The sequence below is a fragment of the Streptococcus sp. AS14 genome (assembly GCF_000286495.1).
Classification (GTDB): domain Bacteria; phylum Bacillota; class Bacilli; order Lactobacillales; family Streptococcaceae; genus Streptococcus; species Streptococcus sanguinis_P.
The window spans coordinates 1-20063 of record NZ_ALKI01000001.1 but is presented as its reverse complement, the minus strand read 5'-3'; the positions used below and the strand labels follow the sequence as shown (position 1 = coordinate 20063).

The following is a 20063-nucleotide window of genomic DNA, read 5'->3' as shown; positions in this document are numbered from 1 at the left end:
GGTAAGCTAACATTATCAATGCAAAACCGCATCATTAGATTTTTAAAAAGTATAAACATCAGCTAAATTTTTCTCGAAAGTCCATGTCTTAACACCTTCAACATCACGGACATCTAGTTGTTTAAATCCGTTCTTTTTGTAAAAACGACAGTTGCTTTCTGTATGAGTAATCAAAGTAAGCCGCTGGCATTTCTCTTCTTTGGCAAGTAGTTCAAGTCCCTTTGAGATAAAAAGACCGCCAACTCCCTGTCCTTGATAATCAGGCAGCACACCCAGCAGTTCAAGATATAGAGTTGACCCCCCCCTTTTTCTTAGCTTCTTTACTCCCCTCCCCAAAGACTTTTTGAAAGGCTAAAAGCTGGGGAATATATTGCCACATCCTCCATGCTCCTGCCCGCAAAAAAGAAAGTATACCGACAGGATGGCTACCGAGCTTATGAATAGTAGCGACCGCCATAAGACGCCCGTCCACTTCAGCAAGCAGGCAAATATGATGACGCATCGCCGCCTTAACCATAACTGCATGCAATCTATTTAGAAAATCAATATAAGACCAGCTGCTGCCAAAGAGAGGACGGAATTTTTCTCTGTAGACCTCATGCTCCGCAAAAGCAGCAGTTAAAACCGAGACCGCAGCAGCAAGATCCCTTTCATCTGCTCTTCTAAAACGAATCATGATAGCTACCTCTTCAAATCTTTTCTGCTAATTTTTCTAAAAAAGCTTGACGTTTTTCAGCTGTAGACTGAGAAATATTCCCGAAATTCATCCAACGGCGCTGTCTAGCACCGATAGACTTAAAGGTATGGCCCAACATAGCTTTCTTGACGACATCACCACAGAAATATTTAAGATAGAAGGTCGGTGCTGCAGAGGTAGTAATAGCCAATACCTCTTTAATATTGGTCAAACGACCAACTAACTGGCGAGTCTTCGTCTCCTCGTAAATCTTATTTTTCAAAAAGACCTTATCTTCAAAGCCCTTGACAATAGCTGGCATATCCGCCCACCAGATAGGAAAAATCATGATAAGGCGGTCACAGGACGCAAGAGCTTCCTGATATTTTAAAACCAGCGGGTCTAGTGCCTGACCTTTATTAAAAAGCGCTAGCTCTTCCTTGGTATAGACAGGATTAAAACCATCCTCATAGAGATCGATCAGTTCATAGGTCTGACCTTTCTTCTCCAACAAGTCCTGAACCTGCTCTAAAATAGCATGGTTAAAGCTTTTATCATAGGGATGTGCATAAACAATGAGATTTTTACTCATATTTGTAACCTCCTAGTAAATCATTGAACATTGAGCGATAGACTTCCTCATCAAAAGGCTCCAAACCTTTGGCAATAAAATGCCCATAGCCTGTGATGAAGGTGTCCAGCTTGAGCAAAAGAATCTTTTTCTCTTTCTGACTCTCAATAGGCAGCTGATCCAGATAAACCACCGTCTTGTTCCCGATTTCCAGAAGCTCACCTTTCCGGTAAGCCTCTATCGCCACAGGACTGAAAAAGAGAAAATCCATCATCCGACTGTTGGTCTCATATTCTGATAAAAGAAAGAGTCCTATCTGCCAAATGCAATCCAAAGGATCAGATACTCCGTCAAGATACTGCTCCTCTAAACGTCTAAGCTGGCTCTGGTTTTCCAAAAGACAGACCTGATAATAAATATCCTCCTTATTCTCAAAAGCCTTGTAAAAAGCACCAGTCGTAACCCCCAGCAGAGATGCCAGTTTTCTCAGGGGGATATTCTGATAGCCATACTCTCTGATAAGCTGGCTTGCCTTCTCAATCATACGGTCGCGCGTTGTTTGTTTTACCATAAGAACTCCTTTAGATAACTATGTTACCTTTATCTAAAGATAACATAGTTATCTTTTTCTGTCAAGATTTTTCCTATCCTAGGATTTACATTTTCCGGAAAATCCTGTATAATAGTCGAAACGGATAAGTACTATTGGGCACTTTTCAGAAAGTCTGCGGCGGCTGTGAGCAGATAGGGAGAAAATAGGAAATTCTACCGTTAGTTTTAAAAATGAATAATTAAGCAAGTGCACTTTTGTGAAGTTGGATGGAACCGCGGTTATGCCGCTCCAACAGTTTCATAAAGCGCTTTTTATTTTTGGAGGTACTTATGTTAGATTTAAAACGCATCCGTACAGATTTTGATTCTGTCGCTGAAAAATTGGCTACGCGAGGTGTTGACGCTGCTACACTCAACCAAATGAAAACCATTGACAAAGAACGCCGGAATTTGTTAGTCAAGGTCGAAGAACTCAAGGCAGAGCGCAATACTGTTTCTGCTGAAATTGCCCAAGCTAAACGCAACAAAGAAAATGCTGATGACAAGATTGCTGCTATGCAAAAACTTTCTGCTGAAGTCAAGAACTTAGACGCAACCTTGGCTGAGCTAGACGCTAAGTTGACCGAGTTCACTACCACTCTGCCTAATATCCCGCACGAAAGTGTTCCTGTCGGAGCGGATGAAGACGAAAACGTTGAAGTTCGTCGCTGGGGCACACCGCGCCAATTTGACTTTGAAGCCAAAGCTCACTGGGATTTGGGTGAGGATTTGGACATCTTAGACTGGGAACGTGGGGCAAAAGTTACTGGTGCTCGCTTCCTCTTCTATAAGGGGCTGGGAGCAAGACTTGAGCGTGCCATCTACAATTTTATGCTGGACGAGCATGGCAAAGAAGGCTATACTGAAGTCATCACTCCTTATATGGTAAACCACGATTCCATGTTTGGGACTGGGCAATATCCTAAGTTCAAAGAAGATACGTTTGAGCTAAGCGATACCAACTTCGTTCTGATTCCGACTGCTGAAGTTCCACTGACCAACTATTATCGAGACGAAATTCTCGACGGAAAAGAATTGCCAATCTACTTCACGGCTATGAGCCCATCATTCCGCTCTGAAGCGGGTTCTGCTGGTCGTGACACGCGCGGTCTAATCCGTCTGCACCAGTTCCACAAAGTTGAAATGGTGAAATTTGCCAAGCCAGAAGAATCTTATGAAGAGCTGGAAAAGATGACTGCCAACGCAGAAAACATCCTGCAAAAGCTGAATCTGCCTTACCGCGTTGTAGCACTCTGTACTGGAGATATGGGCTTCTCAGCTGCTAAGACCTACGACTTGGAAGTTTGGATTCCGGCTCAAAACACCTACCGTGAAATCTCTAGCTGCTCTAACACAGAAGATTTCCAAGCTCGTCGAGCTCAAATCCGCTACCGTGATGAAGCAGATGGTAAGGTCAAACTCCTTCATACTCTCAACGGTTCTGGACTGGCTGTCGGACGTACGGTGGCAGCTATCTTAGAGAATTACCAAAACGAAGATGGTTCTGTAACTATCCCAGAGGTTCTGCGTCCTTACATGGGTGGATTAGAAGTCATCGCGCCAAAATAAAAATCAGATCATCCTGATACTTTACCTGTATCATTAGGTCTATACAAAGACTTATTTTGCTAAAATTAAAAAATCCGAGATCAACTCAGAGAAAATCAAAAACAGATTTTCAAAGAGTATCATCTCGGATTTTTTGTTATCTTTCTAGCTCGCAATGAGACTGTATAGTAAAAACAAACATAGAGGACGATTGCGAAAGCTAGCAGAGCTTCTGCATGACTTAGCCAAACAAGCCAGGTCCAACCTAGATAATCAAGTCCCAGTTTCAGGGCAAAAGCTGTATTGACAAGAGGAAAGGTCAAGGCTGACCAGCTAAGCTGAGGCCCCAGTCGGAAAATGCGAGGTAAAAGACATAGGACCAAGAGATAAAAGGCCTGCGATAAGAGGAGCAGCAAGGCAACAAACCAACCTTCAGCATCAGAACCAGCCAGACGGATATAACTTCCCAGCAGGAGCGAGAAAGGCGCACAGTAAATGGCCCACTGTGGCTTTAAAGTATCTGGCAGCCTTTGTGTCCGCCTAACCTTGTAAAACAAGGGATAGAGAAGCAAACTCAGTAGCAGAGCAAAAAACCAAGCCAAATAGCCCAAAAGCGGCTGATGAACTACACCCTGAGTCAAGCTTGCCATGGCTAATCCAACATATAGGACCGTCCAGCTCGGGGTTAAAGATAATCCTTCGGCCTTAAACACATTCTTCCAAGTAAAGATAACTATTAGAAAAACATGCAGCAGCAAGGCCATGTACCAAAGCAACTGACTCACCCAAAATAAGCCAAGCTTGCTTAGGTAAGCAGCTAAGAGCATACTAGCCATAGGATAAGTCGCAAAGCTCGATAAGAAAGGGGCCTTTTGCAAATCCTGTCGATAGTACGAAAATGACAGCACTAAAGCCAGTGTCAGATAAAGCCAAAGTATCAAAGCCAGACCATTCAAGAAGTGGAAAAAGATAGAATGGTAGTTCAGTAAAAGATTAGCTAAACCAAATAGGCCAAGAATCAACCCGGATAAGAGAATGGGCGGTCGTTTGCTGTTCACGATGCAACTCCTTTATAGTAATGTCTTGAAGTCCCTTTTCAATGACAATCAAACGTTTGTTTGCTATCATTTCTATGAAACTTCTAAAATATGCCGTAGCTGGACTGCACTCGGTGAGACAATGGGAAGAAAAGCTCCTTCGTTCCAACGGCGAATAAAGCCAGAAGTCGAATTACTCAAATATCCTCTGCCTCCACTAGCCTGCAGCTCTAAGAGCAGACTTTGGGCCACCACATCAACTATATCAATTCGCAGCTGGAAGAGCTCCTTAGGACGCTCAACAAAATAACCAGGCTGAAGAAGACCTCTATAGAGCTGATCCTGGATCGCAGTCAGAGCAGCCACTTGCTCCTCCCACTCCTCTCTCAAAATAGAGCGGACTGACAGATTAGCTTCGACCTCCGCCAGCGATTTCTCCGCTAGGCCAAGAGCCAGACCAAACTGATAACCTAGAAAAGCTGGGCGATTTTCTGCCAAAAAGGTCTGGGCATCTCGAGCGAGAATCCATTTCTCTTGCAAAGGCACATGGTTAAAGGTCAGGGCAGCTGTATTTCCCCCTTGCAAGGATACAAACTCTAAATCCGCTGAACGGGAGAAATTCTCTGCGTCAGACGGCACAGCCAGAACCAGAGGCTGGCGGCTCCCGTCTTCGAAACCGGCAACAAATATACTGAGGAAGCGATCCGCTCGAGCATTGGTTACCCAAGGCAGACGCCCCTTGAGATAAAGCTGCCCGTCTTCCTCCACAATAGAGACATTTAACTCCTCTAGGTCCGACAGGAATTTGACAGCATTGGACAGGGCTGTCGCACCTGCATATTCCCCTGACAGGAGCCCTTCCAAATAGGGGTCTCTAAAGTAGGGATTAGGAGATTTTAAAATGTTATCAATAAAGGTCCTTTGTCCCCAAGAGATAAAGGAAGCGGTCAAGGAATGGTGAGCCAGCTCCTTGAGCACTTCAATCACATCCGTATCATTGCCACCTCGGCCTCCCAGCTCTTCTGGAACGCCAACCCTAAAGGCTCCTTCAGCGGCGATACGCTCAATCAGTTGGTTACCCGCTGCACAGGATTCTTTGTCAATTTGGTCAGCGTGATTATCCAACCAGTTGATAAACTCTTCTGAAAAAAATGTCATTTGCCACCTCCTCAAAGACTAAGCATAAGGTTGCAATTCCGGATTAATTGGCGTGTTGGCCAAATTATTGGCATAATTGCAAAGGGTCGCAAGGCTGACACCCAGAACTACATCTAGAGCATTCTCATGTGTATAGCCTGCTTCTAGGAAGTCTGCCAAAGCCTCGTCTCCGACCCGTCCCTTAGTATTAATGACAGCAATGGTAAATTTAGCAAGCGTATCTAGCTTCGGATCTGTATCAATCGGAGTACGATTGCGCAGAGCCTCCAAAAGATCATCATTCATTTGAATCTGTTTGATTGAAAAGGCTGTATGACCCGCCACACAGAAAGCACAGCCATTGGTAACTGCAGCCGTAATCTGCACTACTTCACGCTCAGTCGGTGTCAGACTGTTACGGCGATTGATGGCTCCAACCGTCCGATACGTTTCCAAGGCAGTTGGTGCATTGGCCAAAAGACCGATAAGATTGGGAATGTAGCCACCATTATCTTTTTGAACAGTTTCCAGGACTTCTTTTACCTCAGCTGGTGCGGACTCAATCGTGTGGATAGTAAATTCTGACATATGAAACCTCATTTCTTTTAATTAGAAACTATCTTAACATAGGATCAATGGCTTGTATAATATATATTTTATATAAGTCCTATAAAGAGAATATAATGCGATTTTTCAAACTAAAATATATTTCCCTCGTGAGGTAGCTCCACATCAATTCCAAATAAGAATCCGAAACGAGAAAAAGAAGCCTTCTGGCTTCGATTTTTTTAATATCTCCTGAATCGCTGGTAGCGATTTTCCAATAATTGCTCCAAAGGAAGCTGAGACAGACTATCCAACTCCGTTGCGATTTCTTCTTTCACTGCAGCCAGTAATTCATGGTTGTTAAATCCTCTTTCAGGAATAACCTTATCCACCACTTCCATCTGCAAGAGCTCGTGTGAAGTAATTTTCATCAGCTCTGCCGCTTCCATAGCGCGGCTGCCGTCTTTCCAGAGGATAGAAGCAAAGCCTTCTGGACTGAGAACTGCATACATAGAGTTTTCCAGCATCCAGACCTTGTCTGCTACAGCTAAAGCCAAAGCCCCACCAGAGCCACCTTCACCAATGATGATGGCAATAATCGGTACTTTGAGATTGCTCATTTCCATCAAGTTACGGGCAATGGCTTCCCCTTGACCGCGCTCCTCAGCACCGACACCAGGGTAGGCACCAGCCGTATTGATGAAAGTTACCACAGGACGGCCAAATTTTTCCGCCTGCTTCATGAGGCGCAGGGCCTTACGGTAGCCTTCCGGATGTGGCTGTCCAAAGTTTCGGCGCAGATTGTCCTGCAAATTGCGTCCCTTTTGAATACCGACCACCGTTACAGGCTGACCGTTTAGCGTCCCGATACCTCCAATCACCGCACCGTCATCTCGAAAAGAGCGATCTCCATGCAGCTCAACGAAGTTATCAAAAATTCCTTGTGCAAAATCCAGCGCAGTCAAACGAGCCTGATCACGCGCTTCTTTAATAATCCGAGTGATTTTTGTCATGCTTGACCTCCATGGAATGCTAATAAGGTAGCAAGTGTATCTCTCATGTCCCCACGCTTGACGATGGCATCTACAAAACCATGCTCCATGAGAAATTCAGCCTTTTGAAAATCATCTGGCAGCTTCTCACGAACCGTGGATTCAATAACCCGACGCCCCGCAAATCCAACCAGAGCCTGTGTTTCAGCCAGAATAATATCACCTTCCATTGCGAAAGAGGCTGTAACACCACCAGTCGTCGGATCTGTCAAGACGGTCAGATAGAAGAGACCTGCTGCAGAGTGCCGCTGAACAGCCGCAGAGACCTTAGCCATCTGCATCAAGCTCATAATGCCCTCCTGCATGCGGGCACCGCCAGAAGCCGTAAACAGAACGACCGGCAATTTATGCTCTGTTGCATACTCAAAGAGACGGGTAATCTTTTCACCCACAACTGTCCCCATAGAAGCCATGATAAAGTTTGAATCCATGATTCCAAGAGCCGTTTTATGCCCCTTGATACTAGCTGTTCCAGTCAGAACCGCCTCATCTAAGCCTGTCTTCTCTCGGGTAAGAGCCAATTTTTCTTGATAATTAGGGAAGTTCAGAGGATCCTTGGTTTCAATTCCAGTGAACATCTCCTCAAAACTATTCTCATCTACGGTTAGGTTTAAGCGCTCATGAGCAGAAATACGGAAATTATAGCCACAGTTAGGACACACACTGTCATTTCCAAGATCTTTTTGGTAAATGGTATGCTTACAACCTGGGCATTTCGAAAAGAGTTCGTCTGGTACCTCAGGCTTTGCTTGAGGCTTTTCCCGACTCGCTCGATTAGGATTGATACGGATATATTTATCCTTCTTTGAAAACAAAGCCATCGTTTACGTCTTCTCCTTTGCAAGATTTTATACTCAGGCACATCAAACTGCAAGAGCCACTGTCTTTCGAGTTTACAGAGCAGCTCTTACATGTCGTATCTATTGTTTCTCTTGATAAGCCGGAAGGAACTTCTCCATGAGAAAGGCTGTGTCATAATCACCAGCAATTACATTAGAATCTGAGATTAAGTCCAGTTGGAAGCCACTATTGGTCACAACACCGTCAATTTCTAGTTCATAGAGTGCACGTTGCATCTTCATCAGAGCATCGAAGCGATTTTCCCCATGAACAATTATCTTCGCAATCATGCTATCGTAGTAAGGCGGGATGGTATAGCCAGGATAGACGGCTGAATCCACGCGCAGCCCCACTCCACCGCTTGGCAGATAAACATTTGAAATCTTACCAGGACTCGGCGCAAAGTTAAAGGCTGGATTTTCAGCATTGATCCGACACTCAATTGCATGCCCTCGGATTTCAACATTATCCTGACTGAAGGACAGTTCTTGACTGTTTGCAATCTTGATTTGCTCTTTTACAATATCCACACCGGTAACAAACTCGGTGACTGGATGCTCAACCTGCACCCGAGTGTTCATCTCCATAAAGTAGAATTCACCCTTGGCTTCATCAAGCAGAAACTCAATTGTACCAGCATTTTCATAGCCGACAGACTGAGCAGCCCGAACAGCTGCTTCACCAATCTGCTGACGCAAGGTTTTCCCAATTGCCACAGATGGACTTTCTTCCAGTACTTTCTGATTATTACGCTGCAAAGAGCAATCCCGCTCGCCCAAGTGGACTACATGCCCCTGCTGATCAGCTAAAATCTGCACTTCAATATGGCGCGCTGGATAGATGACTCGCTCCATATACATGGCACCATTACCAAAGGCCGCTTTGGCTTCGCTAGAAGCAGACTCAAAGGCAGCTACTAAATCCTCAGCCTTTTCAACCTTACGAATGCCTTTGCCGCCGCCTCCAGCAGAAGCTTTAAGCATGACTGGATAACCAATCTTTTCTGCAACTTCCAAAGCTTCTTCAGAGGTATGAACTTCTCCATCAGAACCTGGGATAACTGGTACTTTCGCTTTAATCATCTGAGCCCGAGCATTAATCTTGTCCCCCATCATGTCCATAACAGCACCTGAAGGCCCAATAAATTTAATGCCGACTTCTTCGCACATGGTCGCAAATTTAGAGTTTTCGCTCAAAAAACCAAAACCAGGATGAATGGCTTCTGCACCTGTCAGAACAGCAGCAGACAGGACAGCGTTCATATTTAGATAAGAATCAGTTGACTTGGCTGGACCGATACAGACAGCCTCATCAGCCAGTAGGGTATGGAGTGCTTCCTTGTCAGCTGTTGAATAAACAGCTACCGTATCAATTCCCAACTCGCGGGCTGCACGAATGATTCTGACCGCAATTTCCCCACGGTTAGCAATTAAAATTTTACGAAACATGGTGAAAGCTCCTTTTATCTACTGGCCAATCGCAAAGGTCAAGGTACCGCTGGCTGCAAGCTTTCCGTCAACTTCTGCTTTCGCCTCTACAACCGCAATCGTTCCGCGGCGCTTGACAAACTTAGCTGTCATAATCAGTTGGTCACCTGGTACAACTTGCTTCTTGAACTTAACCTTGTCCATGCCAGCATAGAAGACCAATTTGCCCTTATTTTCTTCTTTAGACAATTCCAGCACTCCAGCCGTTTGAGCCAGAGCTTCCATGATTAAGACACCTGGCATAACAGGGTATTGAGGAAAATGTCCATTAAAGAAAGGCTCATTGACTGTCACATTTTTCAGAGCAACAATCTCATCTTCACTAACTTCCAAAACGCGGTCTACCAAAAGCATCGGATAGCGGTGCGGAAGTGCTTCTTTTATTGCATTAATATCAATCATTTGATGCGTACCAGCCCTTTCCCAAATTCAACCATTTCTTCATTCTGAACCAGAATTTCTGTAACCAGACCATCTTTAGGTGCTGGAACTTCATTCATGACTTTCATTGCTTCAATAATCATCAGGGTTTGACCTTTTTTAACTTGGTCTCCAACAGATACAAACGGTGGTTTGTCTGGACCTGCTGCTAAGTAAGCCACACCAACTAAAGGGCTTTCCACTACATCACCTTCAGCAGCAGGTGCCGGAACTTCTGAAGCTGGTTCTGGCTCTGCAGACGGAGCTGCTTGAGGAGTTGGCTCAATCACAGGCGAACTTGCAGCCTGCAAAGGTGCAGCAATTGGAGCTGCACTGGCTGTTGGAACTGCAACCTGACCTTCATTCTTACTAAAAGTTAGCTCATCGCTCTGATTTTTGTAAGAAAACTCACGCAGACTAGACTGGTCAAACTGTGCCATTAAATCTTTAATTTCATTGATATTCATAGGTTTTTAAGCCTCCCAGCGTTTAAAGGCAAGAACGGCATTGTGGCCGCCAAAGCCAAATGTATTGGAAATCGCATAAGGGATTTCCTGTTCCTTACCTTGACCGTAAATAACGTTGGCTTCAATATAGTCTGGCAGCTCTGTTGTACCAGCTGTTTTTGGCACATAGCTATGACGCATTGCTTCAATCGTTGCAATAGCCTCAACCGCGCCCGCTGCACCGAGCAGGTGTCCTGTAAAGGATTTAGTAGAAGACACCGCTACGTCTTTACCAAAGACAGAAACAATGGCTCCGCTTTCGCCTTTTTCGTTAGCAGGGGTTGATGTACCGTGAGCATTGACATAAGCCACATCTTTTGGCTCAATTTCAGCTTCTTCAACCGCCTGTTTGATAGCCTTGATAGCTCCCAAACCTTCTGGATGCGGAGAAGTCATATGGTAAGCGTCGCAAGTATGACCGTATCCTACCACCTCAGCCAAGATAGTAGCTCCGCGCTTCTCAGCATGTTCCAAACTTTCCAGGACCAGCATACCAGAACCTTCACCCATGACAAAGCCATTGCGGTCCTTGTCAAAAGGAATAGAAGCACGCTTAGGATCTTCTGTGGTAGAAAGAGCAGTCAGAGCTTGGAAACCAGCAATCGCAAATGGTGTAATAGAAGCTTCTGAACCACCAACCAGCATCACATCTTGATAACCGAACTTAATTGAGCGGAAAGCTTCACCAATCGCATCGTTGGCTGAGGCACAGGCCGTATTGACAGACTTACAGATACCATTGGCTCCAAAGCGCATAGCCACATTTCCTGCCCCCATATTTGGCAGAGCTTTTGGCAAGGTCAAAGGTTTGATACGTTTAGGACCTTTTTCATGCAAGCGAACAACCTGCTCTTCAATTTCCTGAATCCCACCGATACCTGAAGCCACAATGACACCAAAGCGATCCTTATCCAACGCATCTACATCTAAGTGAGCATTATTCACTGCTTCTTGAGAGGCATAAAGCGCATAAAGAGTGTAATTATCATAACGGTTGGTATCCTTTTTGACAAAATATTTATCAAATGGAAAATCCTGAATTTCCGCCGCATTGTGAACACTGTATTCACTATGATCAAATTTAGTAATTGGACCGATTCCAATATTGCCTTCTTTTAAATTATTCCAGAATTCTTCCGGAGTATTCCCGATAGGTGAAGTTAAACCGTATCCTGTTACAACAACTCGATTAAGTTTCATATTGAGCTCCTTTATTTAGATGAATCAACTGATTTTATACTCGTTAATATTCAAAAACTGTGACTTACTGCATTGTAAAGCCGCCATCAATCGTGAGGACTTGTCCCGTCAGATATTCTTGACCTGCCAAGAAGAGCGCAACATCTGCAACTTCTTCTGGAGTACCAAAACGCTTCATTGGAATGAGTGCCAGAGACGCAGCCTTTACTTTTTCTGGAAGTACATCTGTCATATCAGATGCGATAAAGCCAGGGGCAATACAGTTGACACGGATATTACGCGCTGCTACCTCACGGGCAACTGATTTAGAAAAACCAATCAGACCAGCCTTGGAAGCAGCATAGTTAGCCTGACCTACATTCCCTGCCAGACCAACGACACTTGACAGACTGATGATAGCACCCTGACGAGCTTTTGTCATCGGTTTCAGGACTGATTGTGTCATATTGAATGCCCCAGTAAGATTCACTTTCAGCACCTGCTCAAAATCTTCTTCCGTCATTTTCAGCATTAGCTTATCACGTGTAATACCAGCGTTATTGATCAGTACATCAACAGATCCCAAAGCTGCAACGGCTTCTTCTACCATTCGCTGGGCATCTTCAGCTTTGGAAACATCTCCAATAACAGTCACAACTTTCCCAGAATAGCCGGCAAATCCAGCCAAAACATCATCAGAAATCTCCGCTAGTCCGTTTAAGATGATATTGGCACCGACACTAGCAAATTTATGCGCAATTGCCAATCCAATTCCGCGAGCGGACCCAGTAATTAATACATTCTTGTTTTGTAATTCCATGATGATTCCTCATTATTTTTCTAGAAGAGCATTTAAACTTTCTACATCTTCAACTTGGCGGACATCCGCAGACTTATCAATTTTCTTAATAAAACCAGACAGAACTTTGCCAGGACCAATTTCGATAAACTCAGTCACACCAGCTTCCTGCATTTTAGCAATGCTGTCATAGAAACGCACTGGCTCCATTACCTGACGAGTCAAAAGCTCTTTGACTCTCTCTTTTTCCATCACAGTTGCTTCTGTATTTCCGACTAATGGCCGGACAAAATCTGAAAACTCAACTGTTTCCAAGACTTCTGCCAATCGCTCGCTGGCTGGCTTTAAAAGCGCCGTATGGAATGGTCCAGATACATTAAGTGGGATTAAGCGCTTGACACCGGCATCTTTCAAAAGCTCCACAGCTTTGTCCACCGCTGCCACTTCTCCGCCAATAACAATCTGACTAGGCGTATTATAGTTGGCTGGTGAGACTACACCAATAGCACTTGCTTCTTGACAGACTGCTTCAATGAGAGAAACTTCTGCATTTAAAACTGCGACCATTTTCCCAGAACCAGCTGGAGCTGCCTCTTCCATAAAGCTACCGCGTTTAGCAACCAAGGCCACCGCCGTCTTGAAATCAAGGGCGCCCGCAGCCACCAAAGCAGAATATTCTCCAAGAGAGAGACCAGCTACCATGTCAGGCTCTATTCCCTTATCAGCTAAGAGGCGATAAATAGCTACTGAAGTCGTTAAAATAGCCGGTTGCGTGTAGCGAGTTTGATGGAGCTTTTCTTCATCCTGATCGATCAAAGCTCGGACATCATAGCCTAGAACTTGGCTAGCCTCATCAAAAGTTGACCGCACAAGCTCATACTGATCATAAAGCTCACGCCCCATTCCAAGGTACTGCGCTCCCTGACCGGCAAAGAGAAAGGCTCTTTTAGTCATTTCTAGTTACTCCTGCCCAACGTTTTGCTTCCTGCTGAATCTTCTCAGCAGCACCATAATAGATATCTTTGAGGATTTCTTCGACTGTTTCTTCCTTACTGATTAAACCAGCAATTTGACCAGACATGACGGAACCATTTTCCACATCTCCGCGAACAACCGCATTGGCTAACGCACCAGCTCCAAGATTTTCAAAAACAGTCAAATCTGGATTTTCTTGCTTGAAGGCTTCTTTTTCTGCCTTTTCGAAATCACGCGTCAGCTTATTCTTGATAGCACGAACCGCATGACCAAAATGCTGGGCAGAGATAGTCGTATCAATATCGCGAGCCTTCAAAATCATGTCCTTGTAGTTCTGATGGGCATTAGATTCCTTAGCGACGACAAAGCGAGTTCCGACCTGAACGGCCTCGGCTCCCAGCATAAATCCAGCTGCAGCCCCAGAACCGTCCGCAATACCACCGGCAGCAATAACCGGGATGCTGACTGCTTCTGCAACCTGACGAACCAAGGACATGGTAGTCAATTTCCCGATGTGGCCACCGGCTTCCATACCTTCTGCAATGACTGCATCCGCACCGATTTTTTCCATCCGCTTAGCCAAGGCCACACTTGGCACAACAGGGATAACTGTAATCCCCGCTTCATGGAAACGAGCCATGTGCTTGCTTGGATTACCTGCACCAGTTGTTACTACTTTTACTCCCTCTTCAATGACGAGATCAACAATATCGTCCGCAAAAGGAGACAGGAGCATGATATTAACACCGAAAGGACGGTCTGTTAAGGACTTAATCTTATCAATATTAGCCTTTACTACTTCCTTAGGTGCATTTCCGCCACCGATGATACCAAGACCACCAGCTTTTGAAACTGCACCAGCCAAATCACCGTCAGCAACCCAGGCCATCCCGCCTTGAAAAATAGGATAATCAATATTCAATAATTCTGTAATACGTGTTTGCATAATACCTTCCTTTTATCATTGCTTAAGTAATAGCTTGATCTCAAACTATCACATACTGGTGTATTTTCTTTACTTTGACAGTCAAACTATTACCTAAACAAGAGAGAATATCTTTCGATACTCTCAGTTACTTGCTTATTTAGTTTTTTCTTCTACATAAGCAACCAAATCACCAACTGTGTTCAAACCTTCTTCAGTTTCGATTTGGATGTCAAATGCATCTTCAATTTCTGAAATCACTTGGAACAAGTCCAATGAATCTGCTTCAAGATCATCGAAAGTTGACTCAAGAGTAACTTCTGATGGCTCTTTGCCAAGTTCTTCAACGATAATTTCTTGTACTTTTTCAAATACTGCCATGGATAGACTCCTTTAAAAATAAAATATTTTTTATCATGTGTTTCCACTTGATTAACTAAATTGTAACAATAAGCGTGCCCCATGTCAAACCCCCACCAAAACCTGACATCAAAATTGTCTGATTTCCGTTCAGTTTGATTAGTCCTTGCTCCACACACTCAGATAATAAAATCGGGATGCTAGCTGCACTAGTATTACCATATTCCATCATATTGGCTGGAAGCTTCTCCCGCGCAACACCAAGCTTCTTAGCCATTTTATCCAAAATACGGATATTGGCCTGATGCAACAACAGAAAATCCAAATCTTCCGCTAAAAGCTGACTGCTTTCAATGGTTTCTTTGATAGAACGAGCAACATCACGAATAGCAAAATCAAAAATAGCTCGACCGTCCATTGTCAGATAAGGCTGATTCTCACCCTTTTCAGAAAAAGGTGAAGACAAACCAATTTTTCCGCAGGTCAGACTATCTCCGCGAGATCCGTCCGTAAACTGACTTTCTGCCAAAAAATGCTGTTCTGAAGCACTTTCCAACAGGACACCGCCAGCGCCATCTCCAAAGAGAACAGCCGTTGAACGATCCGACCAATCTACAGTCTTAGAGAGCGTCTCACTTCCTATAACCAGACCTTTTTGATAACGACCTGAAGAAATTAATTTTTCTCCAGTCGATAAGGCGAAGATAAAGCCACTGCAGGCCGCCGTCAAATCAAAGGCAAATGCATTCTTAGCACCAATATTGGCCTGTACTCTCGCAGCCGTTGAAGGCATTAAAGAATCCGGCGTAATGGTGGCAACAATGATAAAGTCTAGGTCTTGAGCAGAAATCCCTGACTTTTGCAGCAAATTCTCTGCTACTTTTGTAGCTAAATCACTGGTCGTTTCATCTGACGATAAATGGCGGTTTTTAATCCCAGTTCGACTTGAAATCCACTTATCACTGGTATCCATAATCTCGGCCAGATCATCATTGCTGACAACCTGACGGGGAGCATAATGAGCCACCTGGCTAATCTTAGCATAGTTCATTATTTCAAATCCTCTAGGAAACTATATAAATTTTGCAGGCCCTTTTGCATCACTTGTCTCTCTTCTGGACTCATCCCATCCACTACCTGCATGACCATACGGTTGTGGAATCGCTTGTGAAGACGATACAAAAGCCGCCCATTCTTTGTCAAATTCAGATGCACCACGCGACGGTCAACTTCCGACCGACGCCGCTCAATATAACCCTTACGCTCCAGATTATTCAAACTAGTCGTAACAGTTCCCAAAGTCACCATCAATTCTCGTGATATATCACTTGGAGTAGCATTTGGGGTTGTGCCGATAACATCTATTGTATGCATTTCCTTAATGGAGACATCGTTGAAGCGACTGCTTCTTAGGCTCGATTCTTCAATAACCAAGACATTATTGAAAATAGACGTTAAGTAATCATTTACTAACTGAAAATTCAAAACCAGACCTCCTTAAGAAAATACTTTGACAATCAAATTTTATCAGATAGAAAAGTAATTTGCAAGCTTTTTTGAAAATTAATTTGATTTTCAAATATTTTTGTAAACAACTTGCAAAATAAGCAACCTTGAACCAATACATTATTTACCTGTGAAGTTTGGACGACGCTTCTCAGAATAAGCCCGAACCCCTTCTTTGAAATCCTCTGTGAAAGCCAGCGATTTCTGCAGTTCCAACTCTAGCTCAGCATACTCAGACCAGCCGCTGAACAAACTCTTCCAGACCATTTCTTTCATGGCTCTGTAAGAATTCAGAGAGCCTCGTTTCAGTTTCTTCAGTAACTGTTCCGTTGTTTTTTCCAATTTCTCTGCTTCACAGACTTTATAAAGCAAGCCATAATCCAGAGCTTTCTCTGCAGTCAGAGCTTCCCCAGTCATGACCAGATGGGTCGCCCGAGTCACCCCGATAGCACGAGTCAGTAAGTAAAGACCACCAGCATCTGGCGCCAGACCGACCCCAACAAAGGCCTGAATGAAGCGGGATTTTTCAGTGGCAATACAGAAATCAGCTGCAACGACCATATTAGCAGCCGCACCAGCAACAGGACCATCAACACTCATGATGACAGGCTTAGGAAGACGTTTCATAGCAAAAGAAATATCATTGACCAATTCAGCGATTTTCACCAAGGATTGGACGTCATCATCACTGACAGCTCTCTGCATCTCAGCTAAGTCACCACCCACTGAAAAAACCTTACCATTCGCATTGATAACTAAAAATTTGACGGACTCATCCTTAGCAGCAAGTTCAATAGCCTCTAAAATTTCCTCACACATAGGGATATTAAAGCCATTTGAAACTTCAGGACGATTGAAAGTAATCGTTGCTACCTCATCTGCTACATGATAGAGAATTCCATTAAATGTCATTTCAGCTCCATTCCCGACCCGATCTCAAATCAGCCGTTTTGTTTTATTCTTAAATAATTTGATATTCAAATTATAAACAACTTATATTTTATCATAAAATATAAAAGAAAGAAAATAAAAAATGGGAAAAATTAGATGTTCTTCAAATTTGAAGTGTAAAAGTAGTAATTTGGATAAAAATAGTATAAAAACTGCGTTTGAATAATTTTCAGAATTTTGTTATAATTTTTAAAATAAGATAGGAGAACCAATGAAAGTTGTAAAATTTGGTGGAAGTTCACTGGCTTCTGCGACTCAATTAGAAAAAGTTTTGAACATTGTCAAATCTGATCCTGAACGCCGATTTGTTGTAGTATCAGCGCCAGGAAAACGCCATGATGACGATATCAAAGTAACCGATGCCCTGATTAAATATTACCGAGAATATATTGCAGGAAATGATGTCACACCTAACCAACAGTGGATTATCAATCGCTATGCAGATATGATTGCAGAATTAGGTTTGAAACCAAAAGTTCTGGAGAAAATTTCCAAAAGCATCACAAGCCTTGCAACCTTGCCAATTGAAGATAACGCATTTCTTTATGATACTTTTCTTGCTGCAGGAGAAAACAACAACGCCAAATTAATTGCAGCTTATTTCAGTCAAAATGGCATTCCAGCTAGCTACGTTCATCCGAGAGAAGCAGGACTCGTCGTTTCCAGTGAGCCTGGCAATGCAAGAATTCTTCCTTCCAGCTATGATAAGATTGAAGAACTCAACAATTCTGACGAAGTTCTAGTTATCCCAGGTTTCTTTGGTGTTACTCAAGATGGTCAAATCTGTACTTTCTCCCGTGGTGGTTCCGATATTACAGGTTCTATCATTGCTGCGGGTGTTAAAGCAGATATTTATGAAAACTTTACCGATGTTGATGGAATTTTTGCAGCCCATCCCGGCATTGTCCACAAACCGCATTCCATTCCCGAGCTAACCTATCGTGAAATGCGTGAATTAGCCTACGCAGGCTTTACTGTTCTCCATGATGAAGCTCTGCTTCCAGCATACCGCGGCAAAATCCCACTGGTTATTAAAAATACCAACAACCCAGAACATCCAGGTACTAAAATTGTTCATAAACACAGTAAGGATCACTTACCGGTCGTTGGTATTGCTGGAGATGCAGGCTTTGTCAGTATTAACATGTCTAAGTACCTGATGAACAGAGAAATCGGTTTTGGTAGACGCGTCCTTCAAATTCTAGAAGATTTGAATATTGGTTGGGAGCATATGCCTACAGGAATTGATGACCTCTCCATTATCTTGCGGGAACGCGAATTAACTCCTATCAAAGAGGAAGAAATCCTTCGTCAGCTTGTCCAAAAAGCAGAGGTTGATCATGCAGAAATTGAACACGACCTTTCCATTATAATGATTGTTGGTGAAAAAATGAAAAGCCATATTGGTGTAACTGCCACTGCAACTAAAGCTCTTTCAGAAAACAATATCAACATTCAAATGATGTCCCAAGGCTCAAGCGAAGTATCTATCATGTTTGTTGTTAAAAAAAATCAAGAAAAAGCGGCCATTCGTGCTTTATACAGAGCCTTCTTTGAAGTCAATACAGAATCATAAATGCAAATCTCAGAAGCATTTTTATCATACAATCACTCGATAATCGAAAAAGGCAGAAGTTAGTTACGCACTAACTTCTGCCTTTTTGATTTAACTGCTAAATACTGTCATTTAATTCACAGACTATCTGAAAAACAATAGCTTTTAACACTACCACTCACAATCATAGAATTATCTCCCATTGTAAATAATACCAAAAAGTACAAAAAAAGAGGTAAAACCTCTTTCAAACTCCGCCAGTAGGACTCGAACCTACGACATCATGATTAACAGTCATGCGCTACTACCAACTGAGCTATGGCGGATAAACGCTAAGCGACTTCCATATCTCACAGGGGGCAACCCCCAACTACTTCCGGCGTTCTAGGGCTTAACTGCTGTGTTCGGCATGGGTACAGGTGTATCTCCTAGGCTATCGTCACTTAACTATTGAATTAACTGTCCTGTCCTCTCAGACAAGCCTTGTCAACTCAAAATTGAATACAATATCAAATCTCACAATTCTCTAAACCATCCGCTGCACTCTGATGAATTTCTTATTCTAGGATAAGTCCTCGAGCGATTAGTATTAGTCCGCTCCATGTGTCACCACACTTCCACTTCTAACCTATCAACCTGATCTTCTCTCAGGGCTCTTACTAACTTGCGTTATGGGAAATCTCATCTTGAGGTGGGTTTCACACTTAGATGCTTTCAGCGTTTATCCCTTCCCTACATAGCTACCCAGCGATGCCTTTGGCAAGACAACTGGTACACCAGCGGTAAGTCCACTCTGGTCCTCTCGTACTAGGAGCAGATCCTCTCAAATTTCCTACGCCCGCGACGGATAGGGACCGAACTGTCTCACGACGTTCTGAACCCAGCTCGCGTGCCGCTTTAATGGGCGAACAGCCCAACCCTTGGGACCGACTACAGCCCCAGGATGCGACGAGCCGACATCGAGGTGCCAAACCTCCCCGTCGATGTGAACTCTTGGGGGAGATAAGCCTGTTATCCCCAGGGTAGCTTTTATCCGTTGAGCGATGGCCCTTCCATGCGGAACCACCGGATCACTAAGCCCGACTTTCGTCCCTGCTCGAGTTGTAGCTCTCGCAGTCAAGCTCCCTTATACCTTTACACTCTGCGACTGATTTCCAACCAGTCTGAGGGAACCTTTGGGCGCCTCCGTTACCTTTTAGGAGGCGACCGCCCCAGTCAAACTGCCCGTCAGACACTGTCTCCGTAGATGATTAACCTACCGGGTTAGAGTGGCCATAACACAAGGGTAGTATCCCAACAACGCCTCCATCGAAACTGGCGTCCCGATTTCATAGGCTCCTACCTATCCTGTACATGTGGCACAGACACTCAATATCAAACTGCAGTAAAGCTCCATGGGGTC

The 20063-nt window shown here is 43.9% G+C and carries 20 protein-coding genes, 1 tRNA gene, 2 rRNA genes and 1 pseudogene; 2 read left to right on the top strand and 22 right to left on the bottom strand.

From position 1 onward, the window contains the following. Positions 1-42 precede the first annotated feature (42 nt). The 3 genes and pseudogenes from HMPREF1150_RS0111025 to HMPREF1150_RS10915 all read right to left on the bottom strand — a co-directional run bounded on the left by HMPREF1150_RS0111025 (position 43) and on the right by HMPREF1150_RS10915 (position 1818). Positions 43-676 (bottom strand): annotated as a pseudogene (locus tag HMPREF1150_RS0111025) (GNAT family N-acetyltransferase). 13 nt (positions 677-689) lie between these two features. Then, complete coding sequence (locus HMPREF1150_RS10910; protein ID WP_009659058.1) at positions 690-1268, bottom strand: NAD(P)H-dependent oxidoreductase; 579 nt, start codon at positions 1266-1268, stop codon at positions 690-692. Beyond that, a complete protein-coding gene (locus tag HMPREF1150_RS10915; RefSeq protein WP_009659007.1) occupies positions 1261-1818 on the bottom strand; it encodes a TetR/AcrR family transcriptional regulator in 558 nt (185 codons plus the stop codon). Before HMPREF1150_RS10915 ends, HMPREF1150_RS10910 begins: the two co-directional genes overlap by 8 nt. Positions 1819-2129: 311 nt before the next feature. Here HMPREF1150_RS10915 and serS point away from each other — a divergent pair, with 311 nt between their 5' ends. Further along, positions 2130-3407: a serine--tRNA ligase gene (gene serS, locus HMPREF1150_RS10920; RefSeq protein ID WP_009659002.1), complete on the top strand. Its 1278-nt coding sequence runs from the start codon at positions 2130-2132 to the stop codon at positions 3405-3407. 119 nt (positions 3408-3526) lie between these two features. Here the strand turns inward: serS and HMPREF1150_RS10925 are convergent, their stop codons facing one another. From HMPREF1150_RS10925 to HMPREF1150_RS11000, 16 genes are all read right to left on the bottom strand, one after another. After that, positions 3527-4444, bottom strand: a complete 918-nt coding sequence (locus tag HMPREF1150_RS10925) for a TDT family transporter (protein ID WP_009659049.1) — start codon at positions 4442-4444, stop codon at positions 3527-3529. Positions 4445-4516: 72 nt separating this feature from the next. After that, positions 4517-5581, bottom strand: a complete 1065-nt coding sequence (locus tag HMPREF1150_RS10930) for an acyl-CoA dehydrogenase family protein (RefSeq protein ID WP_009659063.1) — start codon at positions 5579-5581, stop codon at positions 4517-4519. A gap of 18 nt (positions 5582-5599) precedes the next feature. Continuing rightward, on the bottom strand, positions 5600-6148 hold the full coding sequence (locus HMPREF1150_RS10935; RefSeq protein ID WP_009659051.1) for a carboxymuconolactone decarboxylase family protein: 549 nt from the start codon (positions 6146-6148) through the stop codon (positions 5600-5602). 200 nt (positions 6149-6348) lie between these two features. Next, the gene (locus HMPREF1150_RS10940; protein WP_009659018.1) at positions 6349-7119 is read right to left on the bottom strand and encodes an acetyl-CoA carboxylase carboxyl transferase subunit alpha; all 771 of its coding nucleotides are present in this window, start codon (positions 7117-7119) and stop codon (positions 6349-6351) included. After that, complete coding sequence (gene accD / locus HMPREF1150_RS10945; protein WP_002901174.1) at positions 7116-7979, bottom strand: acetyl-CoA carboxylase, carboxyltransferase subunit beta; 864 nt, start codon at positions 7977-7979, stop codon at positions 7116-7118. Before accD ends, HMPREF1150_RS10940 begins: the two co-directional genes overlap by 4 nt. A 99-nt stretch (positions 7980-8078) precedes the next feature. Further along, a complete protein-coding gene (accC, locus tag HMPREF1150_RS10950) occupies positions 8079-9446 on the bottom strand; it encodes an acetyl-CoA carboxylase biotin carboxylase subunit (protein ID WP_009659062.1) in 1368 nt (455 codons plus the stop codon). An 18-nt stretch (positions 9447-9464) separates the two neighbouring features. Further along, positions 9465-9887, bottom strand: coding sequence for a 3-hydroxyacyl-ACP dehydratase FabZ (gene fabZ, locus HMPREF1150_RS10955; RefSeq protein ID WP_002896886.1), 423 nt, complete (start codon positions 9885-9887; stop codon positions 9465-9467). Next, a complete protein-coding gene (accB, locus tag HMPREF1150_RS10960) occupies positions 9884-10372 on the bottom strand; it encodes an acetyl-CoA carboxylase biotin carboxyl carrier protein (RefSeq protein ID WP_009659022.1) in 489 nt (162 codons plus the stop codon). The genes fabZ and accB overlap by 4 nt, the downstream gene beginning before the upstream one ends. A 6-nt stretch (positions 10373-10378) precedes the next feature. Then, positions 10379-11611 (bottom strand): beta-ketoacyl-ACP synthase II, encoded by a 1233-nt coding sequence (gene fabF, locus HMPREF1150_RS10965; protein ID WP_002927619.1) that lies wholly within the window; start codon positions 11609-11611, stop codon positions 10379-10381. A gap of 64 nt (positions 11612-11675) precedes the next feature. Beyond that, the gene (gene fabG, locus HMPREF1150_RS10970) at positions 11676-12410 is read right to left on the bottom strand and encodes a 3-oxoacyl-[acyl-carrier-protein] reductase (protein WP_002896883.1); all 735 of its coding nucleotides are present in this window, start codon (positions 12408-12410) and stop codon (positions 11676-11678) included. A gap of 12 nt (positions 12411-12422) precedes the next feature. Beyond that, positions 12423-13343 carry an ACP S-malonyltransferase gene (gene fabD / locus HMPREF1150_RS10975; RefSeq protein ID WP_009659042.1) on the bottom strand — a complete coding sequence of 307 codons (921 nt, stop codon included), beginning with the start codon at positions 13341-13343 and terminating at the stop codon, positions 12423-12425. Beyond that, positions 13336-14310, bottom strand: coding sequence for an enoyl-[acyl-carrier-protein] reductase FabK (gene fabK / locus HMPREF1150_RS10980; RefSeq protein WP_002896881.1), 975 nt, complete (start codon positions 14308-14310; stop codon positions 13336-13338). The genes fabD and fabK overlap by 8 nt, the downstream gene beginning before the upstream one ends. Positions 14311-14445: 135 nt before the next feature. Beyond that, entirely contained in the window at positions 14446-14670 is a 225-nt protein-coding gene (locus HMPREF1150_RS10985) for an acyl carrier protein (RefSeq protein WP_002893611.1), read from the bottom strand. Positions 14671-14725: 55 nt separating this feature from the next. Beyond that, complete coding sequence (locus HMPREF1150_RS10990) at positions 14726-15700, bottom strand: beta-ketoacyl-ACP synthase III (RefSeq protein WP_002908891.1); 975 nt, start codon at positions 15698-15700, stop codon at positions 14726-14728. Continuing rightward, the gene (locus tag HMPREF1150_RS10995) at positions 15700-16134 is read right to left on the bottom strand and encodes a MarR family winged helix-turn-helix transcriptional regulator (RefSeq protein WP_002901186.1); all 435 of its coding nucleotides are present in this window, start codon (positions 16132-16134) and stop codon (positions 15700-15702) included. Before HMPREF1150_RS10995 ends, HMPREF1150_RS10990 begins: the two co-directional genes overlap by 1 nt. A gap of 141 nt (positions 16135-16275) precedes the next feature. Then, the gene (locus HMPREF1150_RS11000) at positions 16276-17067 is read right to left on the bottom strand and encodes an enoyl-CoA hydratase (RefSeq protein ID WP_002908889.1); all 792 of its coding nucleotides are present in this window, start codon (positions 17065-17067) and stop codon (positions 16276-16278) included. A gap of 250 nt (positions 17068-17317) precedes the next feature. On the opposite strand from HMPREF1150_RS11000, the gene HMPREF1150_RS11005 reads away from it, so the two are divergent. Then, positions 17318-18682 (top strand): aspartate kinase, encoded by a 1365-nt coding sequence (locus HMPREF1150_RS11005; protein WP_009659040.1) that lies wholly within the window; start codon positions 17318-17320, stop codon positions 18680-18682. 231 nt (positions 18683-18913) lie between these two features. Here the strand turns inward: HMPREF1150_RS11005 and HMPREF1150_RS11010 are convergent. The 3 genes from HMPREF1150_RS11010 to HMPREF1150_RS0111020 all read right to left on the bottom strand — a co-directional run. Then, positions 18914-18987 (bottom strand) — tRNA-Asn (locus HMPREF1150_RS11010). A 5-nt stretch (positions 18988-18992) separates the two neighbouring features. Next, positions 18993-19108 (bottom strand): 5S ribosomal RNA (gene rrf, locus HMPREF1150_RS11015). A 116-nt stretch (positions 19109-19224) separates the two neighbouring features. Continuing rightward, positions 19225-20063: ribosomal RNA gene (locus HMPREF1150_RS0111020) — 23S ribosomal RNA — on the bottom strand; the annotation flags it as partial.